Here is a 15,156-nt window from a genome sequence, read left to right on the forward strand (position 1 = left end):
CCGCCCGGGGCGCCAAGGGGTCGGTCAGATCAGGCCCTTGGCGATGGCGTTCTTGTGGATCTCGGTGGTTCCGGTGACGATCCGGAACATCCGCAGGCTGCGGAAGATCTGCTCGACCTCGTGGCCGCGGGTCAGCCCGGCCTTGCCGTGGATCTGGACGGCCTGGTCGGCGACGCGGAAGGACGCCTCGGAGGTGAACAGCTTGCACATGTTGGCCTCGACGGAGACGTTGTCTCCCCGGTCGGCCTTCGCGGCGGTGGCCATCACCATCGCGCGGGCGGCGTAGATCTCGGTGGCCATCTCGGCGATCTTGTGGTGGATCGCCTGATGGGCGAGGAGCGGCTGGCCGAAGACGACGCGGTTCATGGCGTACTCCACTGACAGGTCCCAGGCGCGGCGGGCGGCGCCGATGAGGGACGGGCAATGCAGCAGGCGGTTGAGGGTGATGCGGCCGATGCCGATGCGCAGGCCCTGACCGACCTCGCCGAGGAGGTTCGCGGCGGGGATCCGGCAGTCCTCGAAGACGAGGTCGCCCTCCATCTGCTGCCCGGACATGGGGACGTCGCCATCGAGAACCGTGCAGCCGGGGGTGTCCAGGTCGACGAGGAACGCGCTGTACGCCTCCTCGGTGCCGGCCATGCGGGCCACGACGATCGCGAAGTCCGCGAAGGGAGCCGCGGAGCTGAACACCTTCTTGCCGGTGAGGACGTAGGTGTCCCCGTCCGGGGTGGCGGTCGTCGTCATCCGGCGCACGTCGGAGCCCGCGTCCTCCTCCGTGATGGAGAAGCAGCACGCCCGCTCACCCCGGACGACGGGCATCAGATAGCGCTCCCGCTGCTCCTCGGTGGCGTACTTCACGATCGCGCCGACGCGCAGCGGGCCGCCCATGTCGCCGAGCACCGAGTGGGAGAGAGCGGCGCCGGAGGCGGTCAGCTCCTCTTTGAGGGCGCACAGTTCGTAGAAGCTCAGGCCTTGGCCACCCAGCTCGGGCGGCAGGCTGATGCCGTAGAAGCCGAGTTCCGCGCTGCGCTTCCAGACGGGTTCGAGGGAGGTGCGGTCGAGCTTGGTCTCCGCGGTGATGCCGTGCTCGCGCTCGTACGGGATGAGCTCGTCGGCCAGGTAGGTGCGCAGACGGACGACGAGGTCCTGGAGGCGCGGATTGTCGTCGTAGGAGGGTTCGAGGGTGAAGGGCATGCCAGGTCCTGTTCAGTTGACGCGGCGCTCGGCGCCCGCCCAGTAGCGGTCGCGGATGGCGCGGCGGTCGATCTTGCCGTTGGGGTTGTGGGGCAGGGCCGCGACGAAGTCGACCGAGCGGGGCTTCTTCATGCGGGCCAGGTGCTCGGCGCAGAAGTCGGTGAGGTCGGCTTCCGTGAGGGTGGCGCCGTCGCGCGTCACGACGACCGCCTTGACGGCCTCGCCCCACTGCTCGTCCGGGACGCCGACGACGGCGGCCTCGTAGACGTCGGGATGCTGGTGCAGGACGGACTCGACCTCGACGGCGTAGATGTTGAACCCGCCGGAGACGATCATGTCCTTCTTGCGGTCGACGATGAAGACGTAGCCGTCGGAACGGCGGCGGGCGAGGTCGCCGGTGAGGAACCAGCCGTCCCGGAAGGTCTCCGCCGTGAGGTTCGGCTCGTTGTGGTAGCCGGGGACGACATCGGGGCCTCGGACGGCGATCTCTCCGATCTCTCCGTCGGCGACGGGCTTTCCGCTGTCGTCGACGATGGCGACCTCGGCCTCGGCGAGCGGACGGCCGCAGGACAGCAGCAGTTCCTCGTCCTCGCCCTCGATCGCGCGCCGGTGGTCCTCGGTGGAGAGGAAGAGCACGCCGGAGGTGGTCTCGCCACACCCGTATCCCTGGGAGAGGACAGGGCCGAAGAGGTCCCAGGCGGCCCTGATCCGGGCCGGTGACATCGGCGCGGCGCCGTAGATCAGCTGACGCAGGCTGGAGAGGTCGTAGTCGCGGGCGTTCGGCAGCGCGAGCACGGTGTTGACCATCGTCGGCACGACGAAGGCGTGGGTGGCGCGCTCGCGCTGGACGGTGGCGAGGAACTCCTCGGCGTCCCAGCGCGGCAGTACGACCGCACAGCCGCCGGCGAAGAAGATGCCCATCAGCGGCATGCCCGAGGCGTGGGTGACCGGCCCGGCCAGGATCTGCCGGTCACCGGGGCCCACCCGGGTGTCGGCGCTCATCACCGACTTGCGCATCAGGGCGAGCCGGTTGCCGTAGGTCTGGACCGCCGCCTTGAGCTTGCCGGTGGAACCCGAGGTGAAGTGCAGCACGGCGATGTCGTCCTTGTCGCACTCCGCCTCGACGGGTTCCGGCTCGGTGCCCGCGAGGGTCTCGGCGTAGCCCGGCCCGAGATCGCTCGGGCCGTCGTAGCCAAGGACGCCCTTCACGCCCGTACCGGGCACCGCGGCGCGGGCGATATCCAGATGGGCCGCGTCCGTCAACAGCACCCGTGCGTCCGACTCCGCGAGCAGGTGGGCCACTTCAGCGGTGCCGAGCCTGGCGTTGATCGGCGCGCGGGCCAGGCCGGCCTTGTAGAGGGCGACTTCCGTGACGACCAGCTCGGCACGGTTAGCGGCGAGAGTCGCCACGCGGTCGCCCCGGCTCAGGCCGAGTGCACGCAGGGCCGTCGCGAGCCGGTCGCTGTGGTCGTCGAGTTCCGCGTACGTCAGCCGGCCGGGTCCGCAGACCACCGCCTCGGCATCGGGTTGGTGGCCGGCAGTCCGGCGTACGTACCGCCCGAAGTTCATCGCATCTCCAGAGTTTCCGAACACTGTGTCCAGTAGCAAGCTTGATGTGCGGCAACGTAAAGGCAGCGTTAGGGTCAGGTCAACGGTTCGGACGAGAAGGAAACGAAGTGGACATGAAGCCCGCGGGAGACCGCCGCGTCCGCAGGACGCGGGCCGCACTGCGCCAGGCCCTGGTCGAACTGGTCCTGGAGAAGGGGTTCCACGCGATCACGGTCGAGGAGATCACCGAACGCGCCGACGTCGGCCGGGCCACCTTCTACGCCCACTACCGCGACAAGGAGGACCTCCTGGTCGGCATCGTCCGCGACCTCGCCGAGGACCGGGACCGCCTCCTGCCGGCGGTCCGGCAGGCGCACGCGGAGGGGTTCACCGGACTGCCGGTGAAGTACATCTTCGAACATGCCGAGCAGGAGAAGCCCGTCTACCGAGTCGTCCTGCGGGGCGAGGGCGACGGACGGGCCCTACGAGAATTCACGGACCTCATCTGCGCCCACGCCGAGGCCGCCTTCCGCACCCGGACCGAGCAGCTCGCGGTGACACCGCGGATCCCCCTCGACGTCGTCGCCCGGGCATGGACCGGCGAACTCGTCGGCCTGCTCACCTGGTGGGTCGAGAACGACACCGGCTACAGCGCCGCCGAGATCACCGCGCATCTGCGCGACCTGTCGGTCTACGGCCGCGTCTGGGCCACCGGACTCGCCCCGTCCGACGCCCCGGGAGCTCTCGACCTCACCCCCTGAACCCCGCCCGCACCCCGGCCTCCCGCCTGCCGCCTGACAGATGTGGTCGCGTTACCGAACAAGATGTACGGTAACGCGACCGGAAGGCGCATGACCGAAGAGCGGAGCGGACGCATGACAGGCATACCGTCGCTGGCCGACCTCGTATGGGCCCGGGGATACACCGATCCGGCCTGGGCCCGACGCCACACGACCTCAGGGCGGGAACTCGTTCCGAGCCGCAGTGTCTGGCGCGGCTCCGACGGCGCGTCCGCGCTACCGACCTCGCCGGCCGGTGCCCTCGACGACCTCACGTTCACAGGACCACACGGCCAGTCCCTCACCCTCACGGAGCTGCTCACCCGGGCCGAGACCGACGCCCTGCTGGTCCTGCACCGCGGCCTGCTCGTGCACGAGGAGTACCTCCACGGGTACGAGCCCCATGTCCCGCACTTCAACGCCTCGGCCGCCAAGTCCTACCTCGGACTCGTCGCCGCGGTCCTGGCCCGGGAAGGGAAGCTCGACCGCGGCGCCCAAGTCGCGAAGTACGTTCCCGAGCTCGCCGGCAGCGCCTTCGGAGACGCCCAGGTCGACCACCTCCTCCACATGGGCACGCGGATGAGCTACGCGGGCCGCCCGTACGACAAGGCACTCGAAGCGCAGCGCTACTTCGCCGTCCTCGCCCCCCAACTGCGCCCCTACGGCTACACAGGGCCGGCCACGATCCGCGAACACCTCTCCACCGCGCGGGCGACCGGCGAGCCGGGCATCGACTTCCGCTACGAGAACGGCAACGTCGAGGCCCTCGCCGAGGTCCTGCGCCGCGTCACCGGCACCACCACCTCGGCTCTGCTGTCCGAGATGATCTGGTCCCGGATCGGCGCGGAGGAGGACGCGTACTACCTCCTCGACTCAGAGGGCTCCGAGGCCGCCTGCGGCGGCTTCAGCGCCACCGCCCGCGACCTGGCCCGGCTCGGTGAGATGATCCGCTGCGGCGGCGCGATCGGTGACCGCCAGATCGTCCCGGAAGCCGTCGCCTCCACCATCGTCTCCGGCGTTCCGGACGGCTACCACCACCGCGTCCGCTTCCCCGCCGCACCTCCCGAGGCGCCCGCCACCCTCTCCTACCACGACCTCTGGTGGATCCCGAACGACCCGTACGGATCCTTCATGGCGAGCGGCATCCACGGCCAGCGCCTCTTCATCTCCCCCGCCCTCGACCTGGTGATCGTCCACTACGCGTCCCAGATCATCTCCCCGTCCGTCCCCCAGGTCCCCCTCATCCAGGCGTTCTTGAAGATCGGCACGCACCTCCGCGGCTAGGGCGTCTTCTTCGGATCTTCTGGTCGGATTGCGCTGAGTCCACTCCAGACCATTGGACCACTGGACTTCGGAATGAGTCGGGAGGACGCCGTCGCCACCATGGCGGGGCAGGGCTTCCTTGCGAAGCAGCACAACATGGGGGGTTGGCACTCGACAGGCCGTACGCAGTGGCGGGTCGAGTTCGTCGAAGACATGGTGTCCTACGCACCACTGGTAGGACGCCTGGCATGAGGCTCAGCCTGGCTAGTACTCCAGCTGTAGATCGTGATTTTCATATCTGGGACGCGGCTCGTCGCCGGTAGTGGCTGGTGCGGCATCGGGCTTGGTGGCGGCGTCGCCGGTCGGACCAGCCGATCCGGTGGGCTGCGTCGTGGATCGGCTGTGCCACGAGCGTGATGAACAGGCGCTGGATCTCGTTGCAGGACAGTGGGACCAGGTCGGCTGGCCCGGGTCGGCGGGTGTGTTCGTCGGCGCGGACAACGGCGAGGAAGGCGTGGGCGAGCATGGCGAGGGTGACCCAGCGGATCCAGGGGGCAACGGCGGACCTGGTGCTCGTCGAGTCCGGCCAGCCCCTTCTCGGCCTGGAAGGTCCCTTCCACCGGCCTCTGGATCCGGTGACCCGCACCAGTTCGGTCAGCGGCACCGGCCGGAGTGAGAAGCCGCGGCAGTAGGCGAGTTCGCCGGTGGTGCGGTTGCGGCGGATCAGCACCATGGAGACCGAGTTGCACCTGCCGTTGGAGTTCGACTCGGTGCTCGACTCCACCTGACATCGCGAGTGCGTGGTGGCTGGCTCGCGGCTCCATGCGTTCCGCCTGTTGCGGGCAATAGTTGGCCTCCGGCGGCGCCGACCAGCTCGCCTTCGTACCCGCGATCAGCACGCCATTTCCCGTGCTGCGCCTCAGACGAGAGATGCGGTCCGATGGTGGAACCACGCGGCGCGGCGGCAGCCTCGGGGTGCTGTGGCCCATGCGGTCGTTCCCCTTCTCCTGTGTGCCCTCGGGCTTCTCGCCGCCCGCCTAAATCGATGCGCAAACGCTGCGTCTTGAGACAGGCATCCGCTCGCCGGACCCTGAGGGAAGGGAAGCACCCGCCCGTACACCGGGCAGGAGAGGATTCGTCATGATCGCAGTGCCCACGGTGAGCCGTCCCGCCGCCCTGGCGTCCGAGGAGGAATCCGGACCTGTGAGCCCCTCCGTAGCCGCCGACGCCCCCGGCCGACTGCTCGACCGCCTCGTGATCACCGGCGAACTCGCCCGCCTCCCAAGCGTCCGGCGCGATGTCCTGGCCCTCGCCTGCTCCGGAGACCTGACCCAGGCGCAGATCGCGCGGCGCACGGGCATGCCCCTCGGCACGGTCAAGAGCCACACCCGGAGAGGCCTGCAGCGGCTCCGCTGCCGCCTCGTCGCGGGCGCCACGACCGTGCCCGGGGAACCCGCACCCATCCGGCGGGCGCACGGTGCCGAACCACCCACGGGGACGCTCCGCGCGTCAGGTGCGCGGACCCCCCAAGACGTGAGGGAGGACGCATGAACCGGCGAACCGTGGCGGTCGTCGGGGCGGGAGTGGCCGGCCTGACCGCCGCTCACGTGCTGTCGCGGATCCACGACGTGGTGCTCTACGAGGCGGACGGCCGGCTCGGCGGGCACGCCCACACCCACGAGCTGCCGACCCGGGAAGGCGGCACCGTGCGCGTGGACACCGGCTTCATCGTCCACAACGAGCGCACCTACCCGCATCTGCTGCGGCTGTTCCGCGAACTCGGCGTCGCCACCCAGGACGCCGAGATGAGCATGTCCGTCCGGTGCGACGGCTGCGGCCTCGCGTACGCGGGCGCCCGAGGCCCCCGCGGTCTCCTCGGCGGAGGCAACCTGCGTCGCGGCCGCCACCTGCGGATGCTCGCCGACGTACCGCGCTTCCACCGGTCCGCCCGGCGCCTGCTCGCGTCCGGGGACGACAGCCAGACCCTCGGCTCGTTCCTGGAGCGCGGCGGGTTCTCGCCGTACTTCGTCGGTCACTTCGCCATCCCACTCGTGTCCGCCGTCTGGTCCTGCGCGCCGGACACCGCCCTCCTGTACCCGGCGGGCTACCTCTTCCGGTTCCTCGACCACCACGGGCTGCTGTCCACCACCGGTTCGCCCAGGTGGCGGACGGTCACGGGAGGCTCCGCCGCCTATGTGGACAAGGTGGCCAAGGGGCTCGCGGCCGTCCGTACCGCCACTCCGGTCCGCGCGATCGAACGCGGCACGGAGCAAGTGCGCGTGACCACCGCCGACGGGGAGTCCGAGGTCCACGCGGCCGTCGTCGTCGCCGTCCACCCCGACCAGGCGCTGCGGATGCTCGCCGACGCCAGCCCCGACGAGCGCCGGGTCCTCGGCGCGTTCACCTATTCGCGCAACCCCACCGTGCTGCACCGGGACACCACCCTCCTCCCGGCCCCGACGCACGCCCGTGCCTCATGGAACTACTGGCTCCCCACCTGCGACGCGCGCCCCGGGGCCGTCAAGGTGAGCTATGACATGAACCGGCTCCAGCGCCTCGCCGTGGACGAGCCGCACATCGTGACCCTCAACGCGGACGGACTCGTCGACGAACGCACGGTGCTTGCCCGCATCGTGTACGAGCACCCCGTCTACACGCCCCGTTCCGTCGCCGCCCAGCGTGAACTGCCGGGCCTCGCCACGTCCGTGACCGCCTTCGCCGGCGCCTACCACGGCTGGGGATTCCACGAGGACGGGTGTCGCTCCGGAGTCGAAGCGGCCCGGGCTCTGGGGGTGACCTGGTGACCGACCACGGCACACACGCCATACCGGCCGCACCCGTCTCACCCGTCTCACCCGTGGCATCCAGGGTGCCGGCGCTCTACCCCTGCGAGGTCGCCCACACCCGCGTCGGGCCTGTGCGTCACAGCCTGCGGCAGCGCACGTACCTGTGGCTCGTCGACCTCGACGACCTGCCCCGGCTGCCCCGCCTCCTGCGCCCACTGGCCCGCTTCGACGCCCGCGACCACTTCGGCGGCCGGGCACCCACCCTCCGCGCCGGCCTCGACGCCTACCTCACCTCCCAGGGCGTACGGAACGCGGACGGGCGGGTGCTGATGCTCGCCCACGCGCGTGTCCTCGGCCACGTCTTCAACCCGCTCACCCTGTACTGGTGCCACGACCGGACCGGCAGCCCCGTCTGCGTCGTCGCCGAAGTCCACAACACCTACGGCGGGCGGCACTGCTACCTCCTGCGGCCCGACACAGCCGGACTCGCCGACGTCGCCAAGGACTTCCACGTCTCCCCGTTCCTCGACGTCGAAGGCTCCTACCGGATGAGGCTGCCCCTCCCCGGCGAGCGCCTCGATCTCACCGTCCAACTGCGGCACGGCGACGGGAGCCGGCCGCTGACCGCCACTGTCCGTGGCCGCCGCCGCCCGGCCGACACACGCGGCCTGCTCACCACGGTGCTGCGCCACCCGTGGTCCACCGCCGCCGTCAGCGCCGGCATCTGGTGGCACGGGATCCGCCTGTACCTCAAGGGCCTTCCCGTCCGTCCCCGTCCCGTCCCGTCCACCCGAGAAGGCATGCTGTGACCGTCTCCGTCCCGTCGGCCGTCCCCCTCGTCGCGGCTTCCGACCGTACGCCCGTCGATCCGGAACGCTGGCCCGACGTCGCCCGCCTCCCGCGCGCCTCGGGCCTGCGCACGGCCGTCGCACGGCGCGTCCTCGCCCGTGCCTTCGCCCGGCTGCCGCTGCGGACAGGCCCCGGCGGCCCGCCCGGCGCCGTTCCCCGCCCCCGTACCGGCGAGGCCGGCGCCCCCACGCTGACCCTCCACGACCCGGCCGCCTTCCACCGGCGGGTCGGCGCCGACGGGTTGATCGGCTTCGGCGAGTCGTACATGGCCGGAGAGTGGGACAGCGACGACCTCGTGGGCCTCCTCACGGTGCTCGCCGCCCACGTGGACGACCTCGTGCCCGCTCCGCTGCGCCGGCTCCGGGGCGCCTGGGTGCGCCGCCGCCCGGACCGCGACCGCAACACCCTCGCCGGCGCGCGGGACAACATCCAGCGTCACTACGACCTTTCGAACGACCTGTTCGCCCGCTTCCTCGACCCGAGCATGACCTACTCCTCGGCCGTGTTCGACACCCTCCCCGCCACGCCGGGGGAGTTCACCGCGGCCCAGCACCGCAAGATCGACCGCCTGCTGGACCTGGCCGGGGTCGGCCCGGGGACCCGACTCCTGGAGATCGGCACCGGCTGGGGCGAACTCGCCGTACGCGCCGCCTCGCGAGGCGCCGACGTCCTGACCGTCACGCTCTCCGAGGAGCAGCGCGCGTTCGCCCTGTGCCGGATCGCCGAGGCCGGTGTGTCGCACCGGGTGAGCGTCGAACTCCGCGACTACCGGCAGGTCCAGGGCCGTTACGACGCCGTGGTCAGCGTCGAGATGATCGAGGCGGTCGGCGCCGAGTACTGGCCCACGTACTTCGCCGCCCTGCGCCGCCTCCTCGCGCCCGGCGGGGCCGTCGCCCTCCAGGCCATCACCATGCCGCACGAACGGATGCTGCACACCGCCCGGACGCACACCTGGATCAGCAAGTACGTCTTCCCCGGCGGCCTCATCCCGTCACGGGACGCCCTCGCCCACGAGAGCGCGGCCGCCGGCCTGGGCATCACCCACGACACCGGCTTCGGCGCGCACTACGCCGAGACGCTCCGGCTCTGGCGGGAGGCGTTCGTCCAGGAGTCGGCGGCGGTCGGGGCACTCGGCTTCGACCGGGTCTTCCACCGCATGTGGGAGCTGTACCTGGCCTACTCCGAGGCGGGTTTCCGTGCGCACTACCTCGACGTCCGCCAGCTCCGGCTCGTCGCCACGGATTGCCCGGGGACGTCCCGATGACCGCGTCCGCACTGGTGGCCAATCTGGCCGCGTCGGCCGGAGCGGCCCTCGCGGTGATGCTGGTGGCCTTCGTGATCGCCTCGGTGAAGGGCGTCCACCGGATCGTCGATGTCGCCTGGGGTCTCGCCTTCGCCGCGGTCGCCGTCGTCACCTGGGTGCTGTCCGCCGGGTACGGGGACGACGGCAGGCGGCTCGCCGTCACCCTGGCCACCTGCCTGTGGGGGCTGCGACTCGCGTTCCACATCGCCCGGAGGGGCCGCGGCCACGGCGAGGATCCCCGCTACGCGAAAATGCTGGCCCGGGCACCCGGCAACCCCGCGTTCTACGCGCTGCGCAAGGTCTACCTGCTCCAGGGCGCGCTGGTCTGGCTGGTCTCCCTGCCCGTCCAGGCGGCGGCGTACCTCCCTGAGGGCGTGGACCCCCTGCTCGTCCTCGGACTCGTCCTCTGGGCGGCGGGCCTCGCCTTCGAAGCGGTGGGGGACCGTCAACTCGCCCGCTTCAAGGCCGACCCCGCGCATCAGGGGCGGATCATGGACCGGGGACTGTGGAGCTGGACCCGGCACCCCAACTACTTCGGCGACTTCCTGGTCTGGTGGGGGCTCTACCTGACCGCCTGCGCGACGTGGCAGACTGCCGTCCTCAGCCTCGTGTCGCCCCTGGTGATGAGCGCACTGCTCATCTGGGGGAGCGGCAAGCGGCTGCTGGAGAACCACATGGCGCACCGACCCGGTTACGCCGCCTACGTCGCCCGCACCAGCGGCTTCCTGCCCCGGCCGCCCCGCCGGGACGCGGGGACCGAAGCCCGATGAAGGCCGCAGCCGCCCTCACGGTCCGCCGCGGCGCGGCGGGCTCTCTCGTCGTGCGGAGCGCGCCGCCCGTTCCCGTCGCCGCCGTGCTCGTGCTGCACGGCGGGCGCTCCGAGGGCCTCGGCCCGCCGCCCGTGGTCAACCTGCCCGCTCTGCGGATGCGGCCGTTCGCGGCCGCCGTCACCCGCGCTCTCGGCCGGGACGTGTTCGTCGCGGAGGTCCGCTACCGGCACCGGGGCTGGAACGGCGGACGCCGTGACCCCGCCCGGGACGTGGAGACGGCGCTCGTGCGGCTCCGGGAGGAGGCCGGGCAGATCCCCGTCGTTCTGGTCGGTCACTCGATGGGCGGCCGCGCCGCGCTGAGCGCCGCCCGCGACCCGATGGTCCGCGGTGTGGTGGCCCTGGCGCCTTGGTGCCCGCCGGGGGAGCCCGTCGACCACCTCGCGGGGCGGGCGGTGTACGTGCTGCACGACGAGGCCGACCGGATCACCTCCGCCCGGGAGTCCTGGGCGCTCGTGCGCCGGGCCCGGACGGCCGGCGCCGAGGCGGTCGCGATCCCGATGCCCACCGGGGGTCACGCGATGCTCCGCGGCGCCGCCCACTGGCACCGCCGCACCGCCGAACTCACTGCCGCCGCGCTTCTTCCCCGCGACTGAGCCCGACGGGCTCCCCACGCCTCAGCCGACGGGTTTCCGGTCGGCGGCGAGGGGGTCGCGGGCAGCGATGCAGCGGCGGGTGAGGATGTCGAGCGCGTCGCGCAGCCCGGCGGGCCTCAGCATGCTCGGTGCGACCGGCCGGCCGGCCCAGCCGGGGCCGGCGAGCAGCACCAGGGGGTGGATCCGGGCGCCCCTGACGCCGAACGAGGTGTCGGCCACGTGCCGGGCCAGGGCGTGGCTGGCGGTGGAGCGGGCCTGCGACCAGAGCACCACGGCCGTCGGCCCCAGCCGTCGTACCGCCGCGTCGAGAGCCTCGGCCGGTACCGCCGCACCGAACATGCGGGCCGGTAGGCCTTGTTCGGCGAGACCGGCGGCCAGGGCTTCCAGGGAGAGGGTGTGCTGCTCGCCCGGCACGCAGGCGAGCAGCAACGGTGTCGTGTAGTCCGGATGTGGCCGGGCGGAGCCCGCCAACTGCCGCAGAGTAGTGGAGATATGCCAGGACAGGAGGTGTTCGACCTCGACGTACCGGTCGCCCGAGGACTCCCACTTGCGTCCGACGGCGTGCAAGGTGGGCACAAGCACCTCTTCCCACGAGGTGACGAGCCCGTGTGCCGTGACCAGCTCGCGCAGCAGCGTGTCCATGGTGGGGCTGTCGAGGCGAACCGCTGCCCTGGCCAGTCCCCGGAACTCCCGGTGGACCTCGCCGAGCGGCAGCCCGTTGCCGGACCCTGGGGCCCGTGCCGGCACGGAGACGCCGGGCAGCTCGAACGGGAGTGGCCGGCGTCCGGCTCGGGCCCTGGCCACCCGGGCCGCCTCGGCCGGTGGCACGCCCGAGGTGGTGAGCCGGCACATCGCCTCAAGGAGAGCGATGTCCGTCGGCGACCAGCGTCGATGCCGACCGTCCTCACGCACCGCCGGGCCGATCCCGTATCGCTGATCCCACGATCGCAGCGTGGTGGGGGAGACCCCCAGACGTCGGGCCACGGCCCCCGTCGTGACCCCGTGTGTCGGTCGGTCGGTCATGCATCCATGGTACGACGCACAAACGACGCGAGTGCGGGGTCACCTAACCGGAGGACCCCTCAGAGCGCCCGTCCGCAGCGTTCCCGCGCTGCACGTGCGGTCGTCCACCCGGATCGTCGAGGACCACTCCTTCCTGCTGGTGGACCTCGGCGAGCTCGGCCCGGCGCACCTGACGTGGACCCCGGCGCCGGGGACGGGAGCCCCCGCGCGCCAGCATCGCGAGGCGACGTCGGCCGCGGGGCTCGCTGCCTGGGCCCGTTCGGCCTGCGCGACGCTGCCGGGCCTGCGGGGAACCGGCGTACGGGCCGTGAACCGGTGGGAGTTCGCCCAGCAGTCCCTGCCGGAGCGGGCCGGACGCGCCACCTGGACGGGCACCCGCGCGGAAGGCTGGGACGGGCGCGCCCGCGTGGCGGTGGCTCGGGAAGGGCCGGGTAGGAGCACCGGGCCGACGCAGGTACGGGTGCCGGGCAGGGCGCCCGTGGACACGGCGACGTGCAGTCGCTTCGGCCAGCACCTGCTGGCGGAGACGTACTGGACGGCGCCCTCCGGGGCGCGCTACTTCCTCGCCGCGGGCAGCCGCGCACTGACCGCTGTCACCGCCCGGGGACCCGTCTCGGCCACCGTACGCGGACCGGTCCCGGCCGTCCGTACGAACGCGGGCGGCCAGGTCCGGCTGACGGGCACGGTGCCCGGTTCCGGTGAACTTCGTGGCTGGGGGGAGGCGGCGTTTCACCTGCCAGAACCGGCCGCATATCTTCCCTCGTTGGACCCGACGAAGAGATAGGTAAGCGCTGTTGCCCACGCTCAAGATGTCCTTTGCCTCCGCGCTGTCGGCCGCCGTCCTCGCATCGGGACTGGCGCTCGGTACAGCCGGCCCGGCCAGCGCCGCCACGTGCCCCTCAGAGGCATCCCCCACTGCCCGCGGCGGCGAAGCCCACTGGAAGATCGCCTGCACCCGTACGGGGGTGAAGGTCTACGGCTGGGTCCAGGACACGGCCGCGGACGGTCGATGCGCGACCGTCACCGCTACATCCGACGGCGGTCCCGGATGGATCGACATGGTGGAAGCGTGCGGCTCCGGTGTCCGCGAGAACTTCGACTGGTCCATTCCAGGCACCAAGGCGGCGAAAGTCTGGCTGCGCGTTATCGACACGGACTGACGCCCTGCCGTCTCGGCCGGCAAGGTGAGGCCGTCCCGGAACGAATCCAGGCCCGCACCGATGCGTGCGGGCCCCTCGTGTGCTCGGGGTCGATTCGTCGGGTGGTCTCCGACGGAAGCGGTACCCCGAGCACCGCGCGCCGCTCTACGGCGCCCTGACGGAGCACAGACGATCGCATCCGCGGCGACCTCGAGAGCGAGGCGGCAGACCTCGTGTCTCCCGGTTGACGCCCGTGCGGCCGGAGCGGTCGGCGACGACGTACAGGTGGACGTCGGTCGTACGCCCGGCGGCGAGGCCCGACTGGATCAAGCGTGACCTGCCCGCGATCTGCGACGACCAGGACGACCCCTTCGGCCGGCCGGTCGGTGCCGCCCGATCGCGCCGTGCCGCGGGGCATCGTGATGAGGGCCTCGATGCGTTCGCCGCGCACGATCCGCTTGAACAGGGCGTCGATCAGGGCGAGGTGCGGGGCCTGCGTCTCGCGGCCGTCGGTGAGGATCGCCGCCATAGACCCCGGGGAGTGCTCCAGGGCCATAGTGCGCTCGACCGTGGCGAGGGCCGCGCGGGTCGCCGGGTTCGCGCGGCGGGCGACGCGGCGCCGCTCGGTCCGGTTCATCTGCCGGTAGGCGGCCGTCAGCTGGGTGAGGGCCTCGGCTTCGGTGACGACGCCCAGGTCGACGACCGCGACCGTACGGTCAGGCTCCGTCGTGTCGGGCCTTGGAAGCCGGCATGGCGGTGAGGCTCCCCGCGTTGCATTGTCGCGGACGACGTGAAGGCAGCGGCGTCGGGTAAATACAACGACGGCACGTACGCGGTGGTGGCGAAGCCGGCGGGGGATATCGGGAAGATCGCGCCGGGTACGTATCGGGTCGAGGGCTCGATGTCGCAGTGCTACTGGGAGCGGACTCGTGAGGACGGCGAGATCATCGACAACCGGTTCGCGACGTCGGCGCGGAAGATCACGGTGACGATCGCGCCGTCCGACGGGCAGTTCACATCGGAGAACTGCGGAACGTGGAAGCCGGTCAAGTAGCCGGCCGGGGGAGTGGGGCGGGCCCCGCCGTCGCGGTTGGCCGCCGGTTCGTCTCGTCGAACGCTGGGGGTGCCGGCTCTTCTATTATGGGGACATGAGTTCGAACGCGGACGCCCTGACGCGACCGGAGCTGAGTGCGGCGTTGCGTGGGGACGAGTTGGCCCGCTGGTACTGGACGCTGGCCGAACTGACCGTGCTAGCCCGGGAACTTGGGGTGCCGCGAGGCGGTGGGAAGGCGGCGCTGACGGCGCGACTGCGGGCCGCATTGGACGGCATCGCCCTGCCGGCCGCGCCGTCCCGGACGCGCAGCGCCGGCCACCAGCTCGCCGCGCCGGTGAACGGCTCCACCGTGATTCCCGAAGGCCAGCGGTGCAGTCAGGTGCTGCGCGAGTACTTCCGCCGGGAGATCGGCCCGAGCTTCCACTTCGACGCGTACATGCGAGCGTTCGTTGCCGAAGGCGCAGGGCGCACCCTGGCCGACGCCATCACCCACTGGCACGCCACGCGCCAGACCGCTGCCCAGCTTCAGGAGATCGGCGCGCAGTTCGAGCTCAACCGCTTCCTGCGTGACTGGCATGCCGAGCATCCAGCCGGCAGCCGTACCGAAGCGCTCGCCGCTTGGCGGGCTCACCGCGACCGACCTCGTAGCCCAGCCGCGAGGTGACCGGCGCAGACGGCACGGGCGCGGCGTCGACCTCGACGACCGCACCCGCGTCCGCGAGCGCCGGTCACGTCTGTCCTCGTCAGACGCTGGGACCACCAAGCTCGGTAGCCCAAGCCCCGGACCGGCCTGCA

At 71.7% G+C, this 15,156-nt stretch carries 16 protein-coding genes and 1 pseudogene; 13 read left to right on the forward strand and 4 right to left on the reverse strand.

Translation table 11 applies throughout. The annotated features are described in order from the left end of the window. Window positions 1-24: 24 nt before the first annotated feature. The gene (locus ACIBG6_RS01505) at window positions 25-1,194 is read right to left on the reverse strand and encodes an acyl-CoA dehydrogenase family protein (RefSeq protein ID WP_399220437.1); all 1,170 of its coding nucleotides are present in this window, start codon (window positions 1,192-1,194) and stop codon (window positions 25-27) included. 12 nt (window positions 1,195-1,206) lie between these two features. Continuing rightward, window positions 1,207-2,763, reverse strand: a complete 1,557-nt coding sequence (locus ACIBG6_RS01510) for a long-chain fatty acid--CoA ligase (protein WP_399220438.1) — start codon at window positions 2,761-2,763, stop codon at window positions 1,207-1,209. Window positions 2,764-2,876: 113 nt separating this feature from the next. Between ACIBG6_RS01510 and ACIBG6_RS01515 the strand changes: the two genes are divergently transcribed. Beyond that, window positions 2,877-3,503, forward strand: a complete 627-nt coding sequence (locus ACIBG6_RS01515) for a TetR/AcrR family transcriptional regulator (protein ID WP_329624896.1) — start codon at window positions 2,877-2,879, stop codon at window positions 3,501-3,503. A 114-nt stretch (window positions 3,504-3,617) separates the two neighbouring features. After that, window positions 3,618-4,805 carry a serine hydrolase domain-containing protein gene (locus ACIBG6_RS01520; RefSeq protein WP_399220439.1) on the forward strand — a complete coding sequence of 396 codons (1,188 nt, stop codon included), beginning with the start codon at window positions 3,618-3,620 and terminating at the stop codon, window positions 4,803-4,805. 271 nt (window positions 4,806-5,076) lie between these two features. On the opposite strand, the pseudogene ACIBG6_RS01525 reads toward ACIBG6_RS01520, so the two are convergent. Further along, a pseudogene (locus ACIBG6_RS01525) lies at window positions 5,077-5,514 on the reverse strand (IS701 family transposase); the annotation flags it as partial. A 410-nt stretch (window positions 5,515-5,924) separates the two neighbouring features. Between ACIBG6_RS01525 and ACIBG6_RS01530 the strand changes: the two are divergent. From ACIBG6_RS01530 to ACIBG6_RS01555, 6 genes are read left to right on the forward strand one after another with little or no spacing between them, the layout of a single operon-like run. Further along, window positions 5,925-6,335 (forward strand): RNA polymerase sigma factor, encoded by a 411-nt coding sequence (locus tag ACIBG6_RS01530; RefSeq protein WP_399220440.1) that lies wholly within the window; start codon window positions 5,925-5,927, stop codon window positions 6,333-6,335. Further along, complete coding sequence (locus tag ACIBG6_RS01535; protein ID WP_399220441.1) at window positions 6,332-7,588, forward strand: NAD(P)/FAD-dependent oxidoreductase; 1,257 nt, start codon at window positions 6,332-6,334, stop codon at window positions 7,586-7,588. The genes ACIBG6_RS01530 and ACIBG6_RS01535 overlap by 4 nt, the downstream gene beginning before the upstream one ends. A gap of 53 nt (window positions 7,589-7,641) precedes the next feature. Beyond that, window positions 7,642-8,379 carry a DUF1365 domain-containing protein gene (locus tag ACIBG6_RS01540; protein ID WP_399220442.1) on the forward strand — a complete coding sequence of 246 codons (738 nt, stop codon included), beginning with the start codon at window positions 7,642-7,644 and terminating at the stop codon, window positions 8,377-8,379. Continuing rightward, entirely contained in the window at window positions 8,376-9,683 is a 1,308-nt protein-coding gene (locus ACIBG6_RS01545; RefSeq protein WP_399220443.1) for a class I SAM-dependent methyltransferase, read from the forward strand. The genes ACIBG6_RS01540 and ACIBG6_RS01545 overlap by 4 nt, the downstream gene beginning before the upstream one ends. Further along, window positions 9,680-10,492, forward strand: coding sequence for a DUF1295 domain-containing protein (locus ACIBG6_RS01550; RefSeq protein ID WP_399220444.1), 813 nt, complete (start codon window positions 9,680-9,682; stop codon window positions 10,490-10,492). Before ACIBG6_RS01545 ends, ACIBG6_RS01550 begins: the two co-directional genes overlap by 4 nt. Beyond that, window positions 10,489-11,145 (forward strand): alpha/beta hydrolase, encoded by a 657-nt coding sequence (locus tag ACIBG6_RS01555; protein WP_399220445.1) that lies wholly within the window; start codon window positions 10,489-10,491, stop codon window positions 11,143-11,145. The genes ACIBG6_RS01550 and ACIBG6_RS01555 overlap by 4 nt, the downstream gene beginning before the upstream one ends. A gap of 21 nt (window positions 11,146-11,166) precedes the next feature. Here the strand turns inward: ACIBG6_RS01555 and ACIBG6_RS01560 are convergent, their stop codons facing one another. Further along, entirely contained in the window at window positions 11,167-12,168 is a 1,002-nt protein-coding gene (locus ACIBG6_RS01560) for a MerR family transcriptional regulator (protein ID WP_399220446.1), read from the reverse strand. Between the two features lie 94 nt (window positions 12,169-12,262). Between ACIBG6_RS01560 and ACIBG6_RS01565 the strand changes: the two genes are divergently transcribed. The 5 genes from ACIBG6_RS01565 to ACIBG6_RS01585 all read left to right on the forward strand — a co-directional run bounded on the left by ACIBG6_RS01565 (window position 12,263) and on the right by ACIBG6_RS01585 (window position 15,025). Then, window positions 12,263-12,952 (forward strand): hypothetical protein, encoded by a 690-nt coding sequence (locus ACIBG6_RS01565; protein WP_399220447.1) that lies wholly within the window; start codon window positions 12,263-12,265, stop codon window positions 12,950-12,952. Window positions 12,953-12,962: 10 nt separating this feature from the next. After that, window positions 12,963-13,328 (forward strand): hypothetical protein, encoded by a 366-nt coding sequence (locus tag ACIBG6_RS01570; RefSeq protein ID WP_399220448.1) that lies wholly within the window; start codon window positions 12,963-12,965, stop codon window positions 13,326-13,328. 223 nt (window positions 13,329-13,551) lie between these two features. Further along, the gene (locus ACIBG6_RS01575; protein WP_399220449.1) at window positions 13,552-14,067 is read left to right on the forward strand and encodes a hypothetical protein; all 516 of its coding nucleotides are present in this window, start codon (window positions 13,552-13,554) and stop codon (window positions 14,065-14,067) included. Window positions 14,068-14,097: 30 nt separating this feature from the next. Next, a complete protein-coding gene (locus tag ACIBG6_RS01580; protein ID WP_399220450.1) occupies window positions 14,098-14,361 on the forward strand; it encodes a hypothetical protein in 264 nt (87 codons plus the stop codon). A 94-nt stretch (window positions 14,362-14,455) separates the two neighbouring features. Beyond that, a complete protein-coding gene (locus ACIBG6_RS01585) occupies window positions 14,456-15,025 on the forward strand; it encodes a DUF6434 domain-containing protein (protein ID WP_399220451.1) in 570 nt (189 codons plus the stop codon). The last annotated feature ends 131 nt before the right edge of the window (window positions 15,026-15,156 follow it).

This window comes from Streptomyces sp. NPDC050842 (genome assembly GCF_044456565.1).
GTDB lineage: Bacteria > Actinomycetota > Actinomycetes > Streptomycetales > Streptomycetaceae > Streptomyces.

Bases quoted from the DNA above. Each gene is read 5' to 3' on its own strand.
- ACIBG6_RS01505 (WP_399220437.1), bottom strand. From the start codon at position 1,194: ATGCCCTTCACCCTCGAACCCTCCTACGACGACAATCCGCGCCTCCAG.
- ACIBG6_RS01510 (WP_399220438.1), bottom strand. From the start codon at position 2,763: ATGAACTTCGGGCGGTACGTACGCCGGACTGCCGGCCACCAACCCGAT.
- ACIBG6_RS01515 (WP_329624896.1), top strand. From the start codon at position 2,877: ATGAAGCCCGCGGGAGACCGCCGCGTCCGCAGGACGCGGGCCGCACTG.
- ACIBG6_RS01520 (WP_399220439.1), top strand. From the start codon at position 3,618: ATGACAGGCATACCGTCGCTGGCCGACCTCGTATGGGCCCGGGGATAC.
- ACIBG6_RS01530 (WP_399220440.1), top strand. From the start codon at position 5,925: ATGATCGCAGTGCCCACGGTGAGCCGTCCCGCCGCCCTGGCGTCCGAG.
- ACIBG6_RS01535 (WP_399220441.1), top strand. From the start codon at position 6,332: ATGAACCGGCGAACCGTGGCGGTCGTCGGGGCGGGAGTGGCCGGCCTG.
- ACIBG6_RS01550 (WP_399220444.1), top strand. From the start codon at position 9,680: ATGACCGCGTCCGCACTGGTGGCCAATCTGGCCGCGTCGGCCGGAGCG.
- ACIBG6_RS01555 (WP_399220445.1), top strand. From the start codon at position 10,489: ATGAAGGCCGCAGCCGCCCTCACGGTCCGCCGCGGCGCGGCGGGCTCT.
- ACIBG6_RS01560 (WP_399220446.1), bottom strand. From the start codon at position 12,168: ATGACCGACCGACCGACACACGGGGTCACGACGGGGGCCGTGGCCCGA.
- ACIBG6_RS01585 (WP_399220451.1), top strand. From the start codon at position 14,456: ATGAGTTCGAACGCGGACGCCCTGACGCGACCGGAGCTGAGTGCGGCG.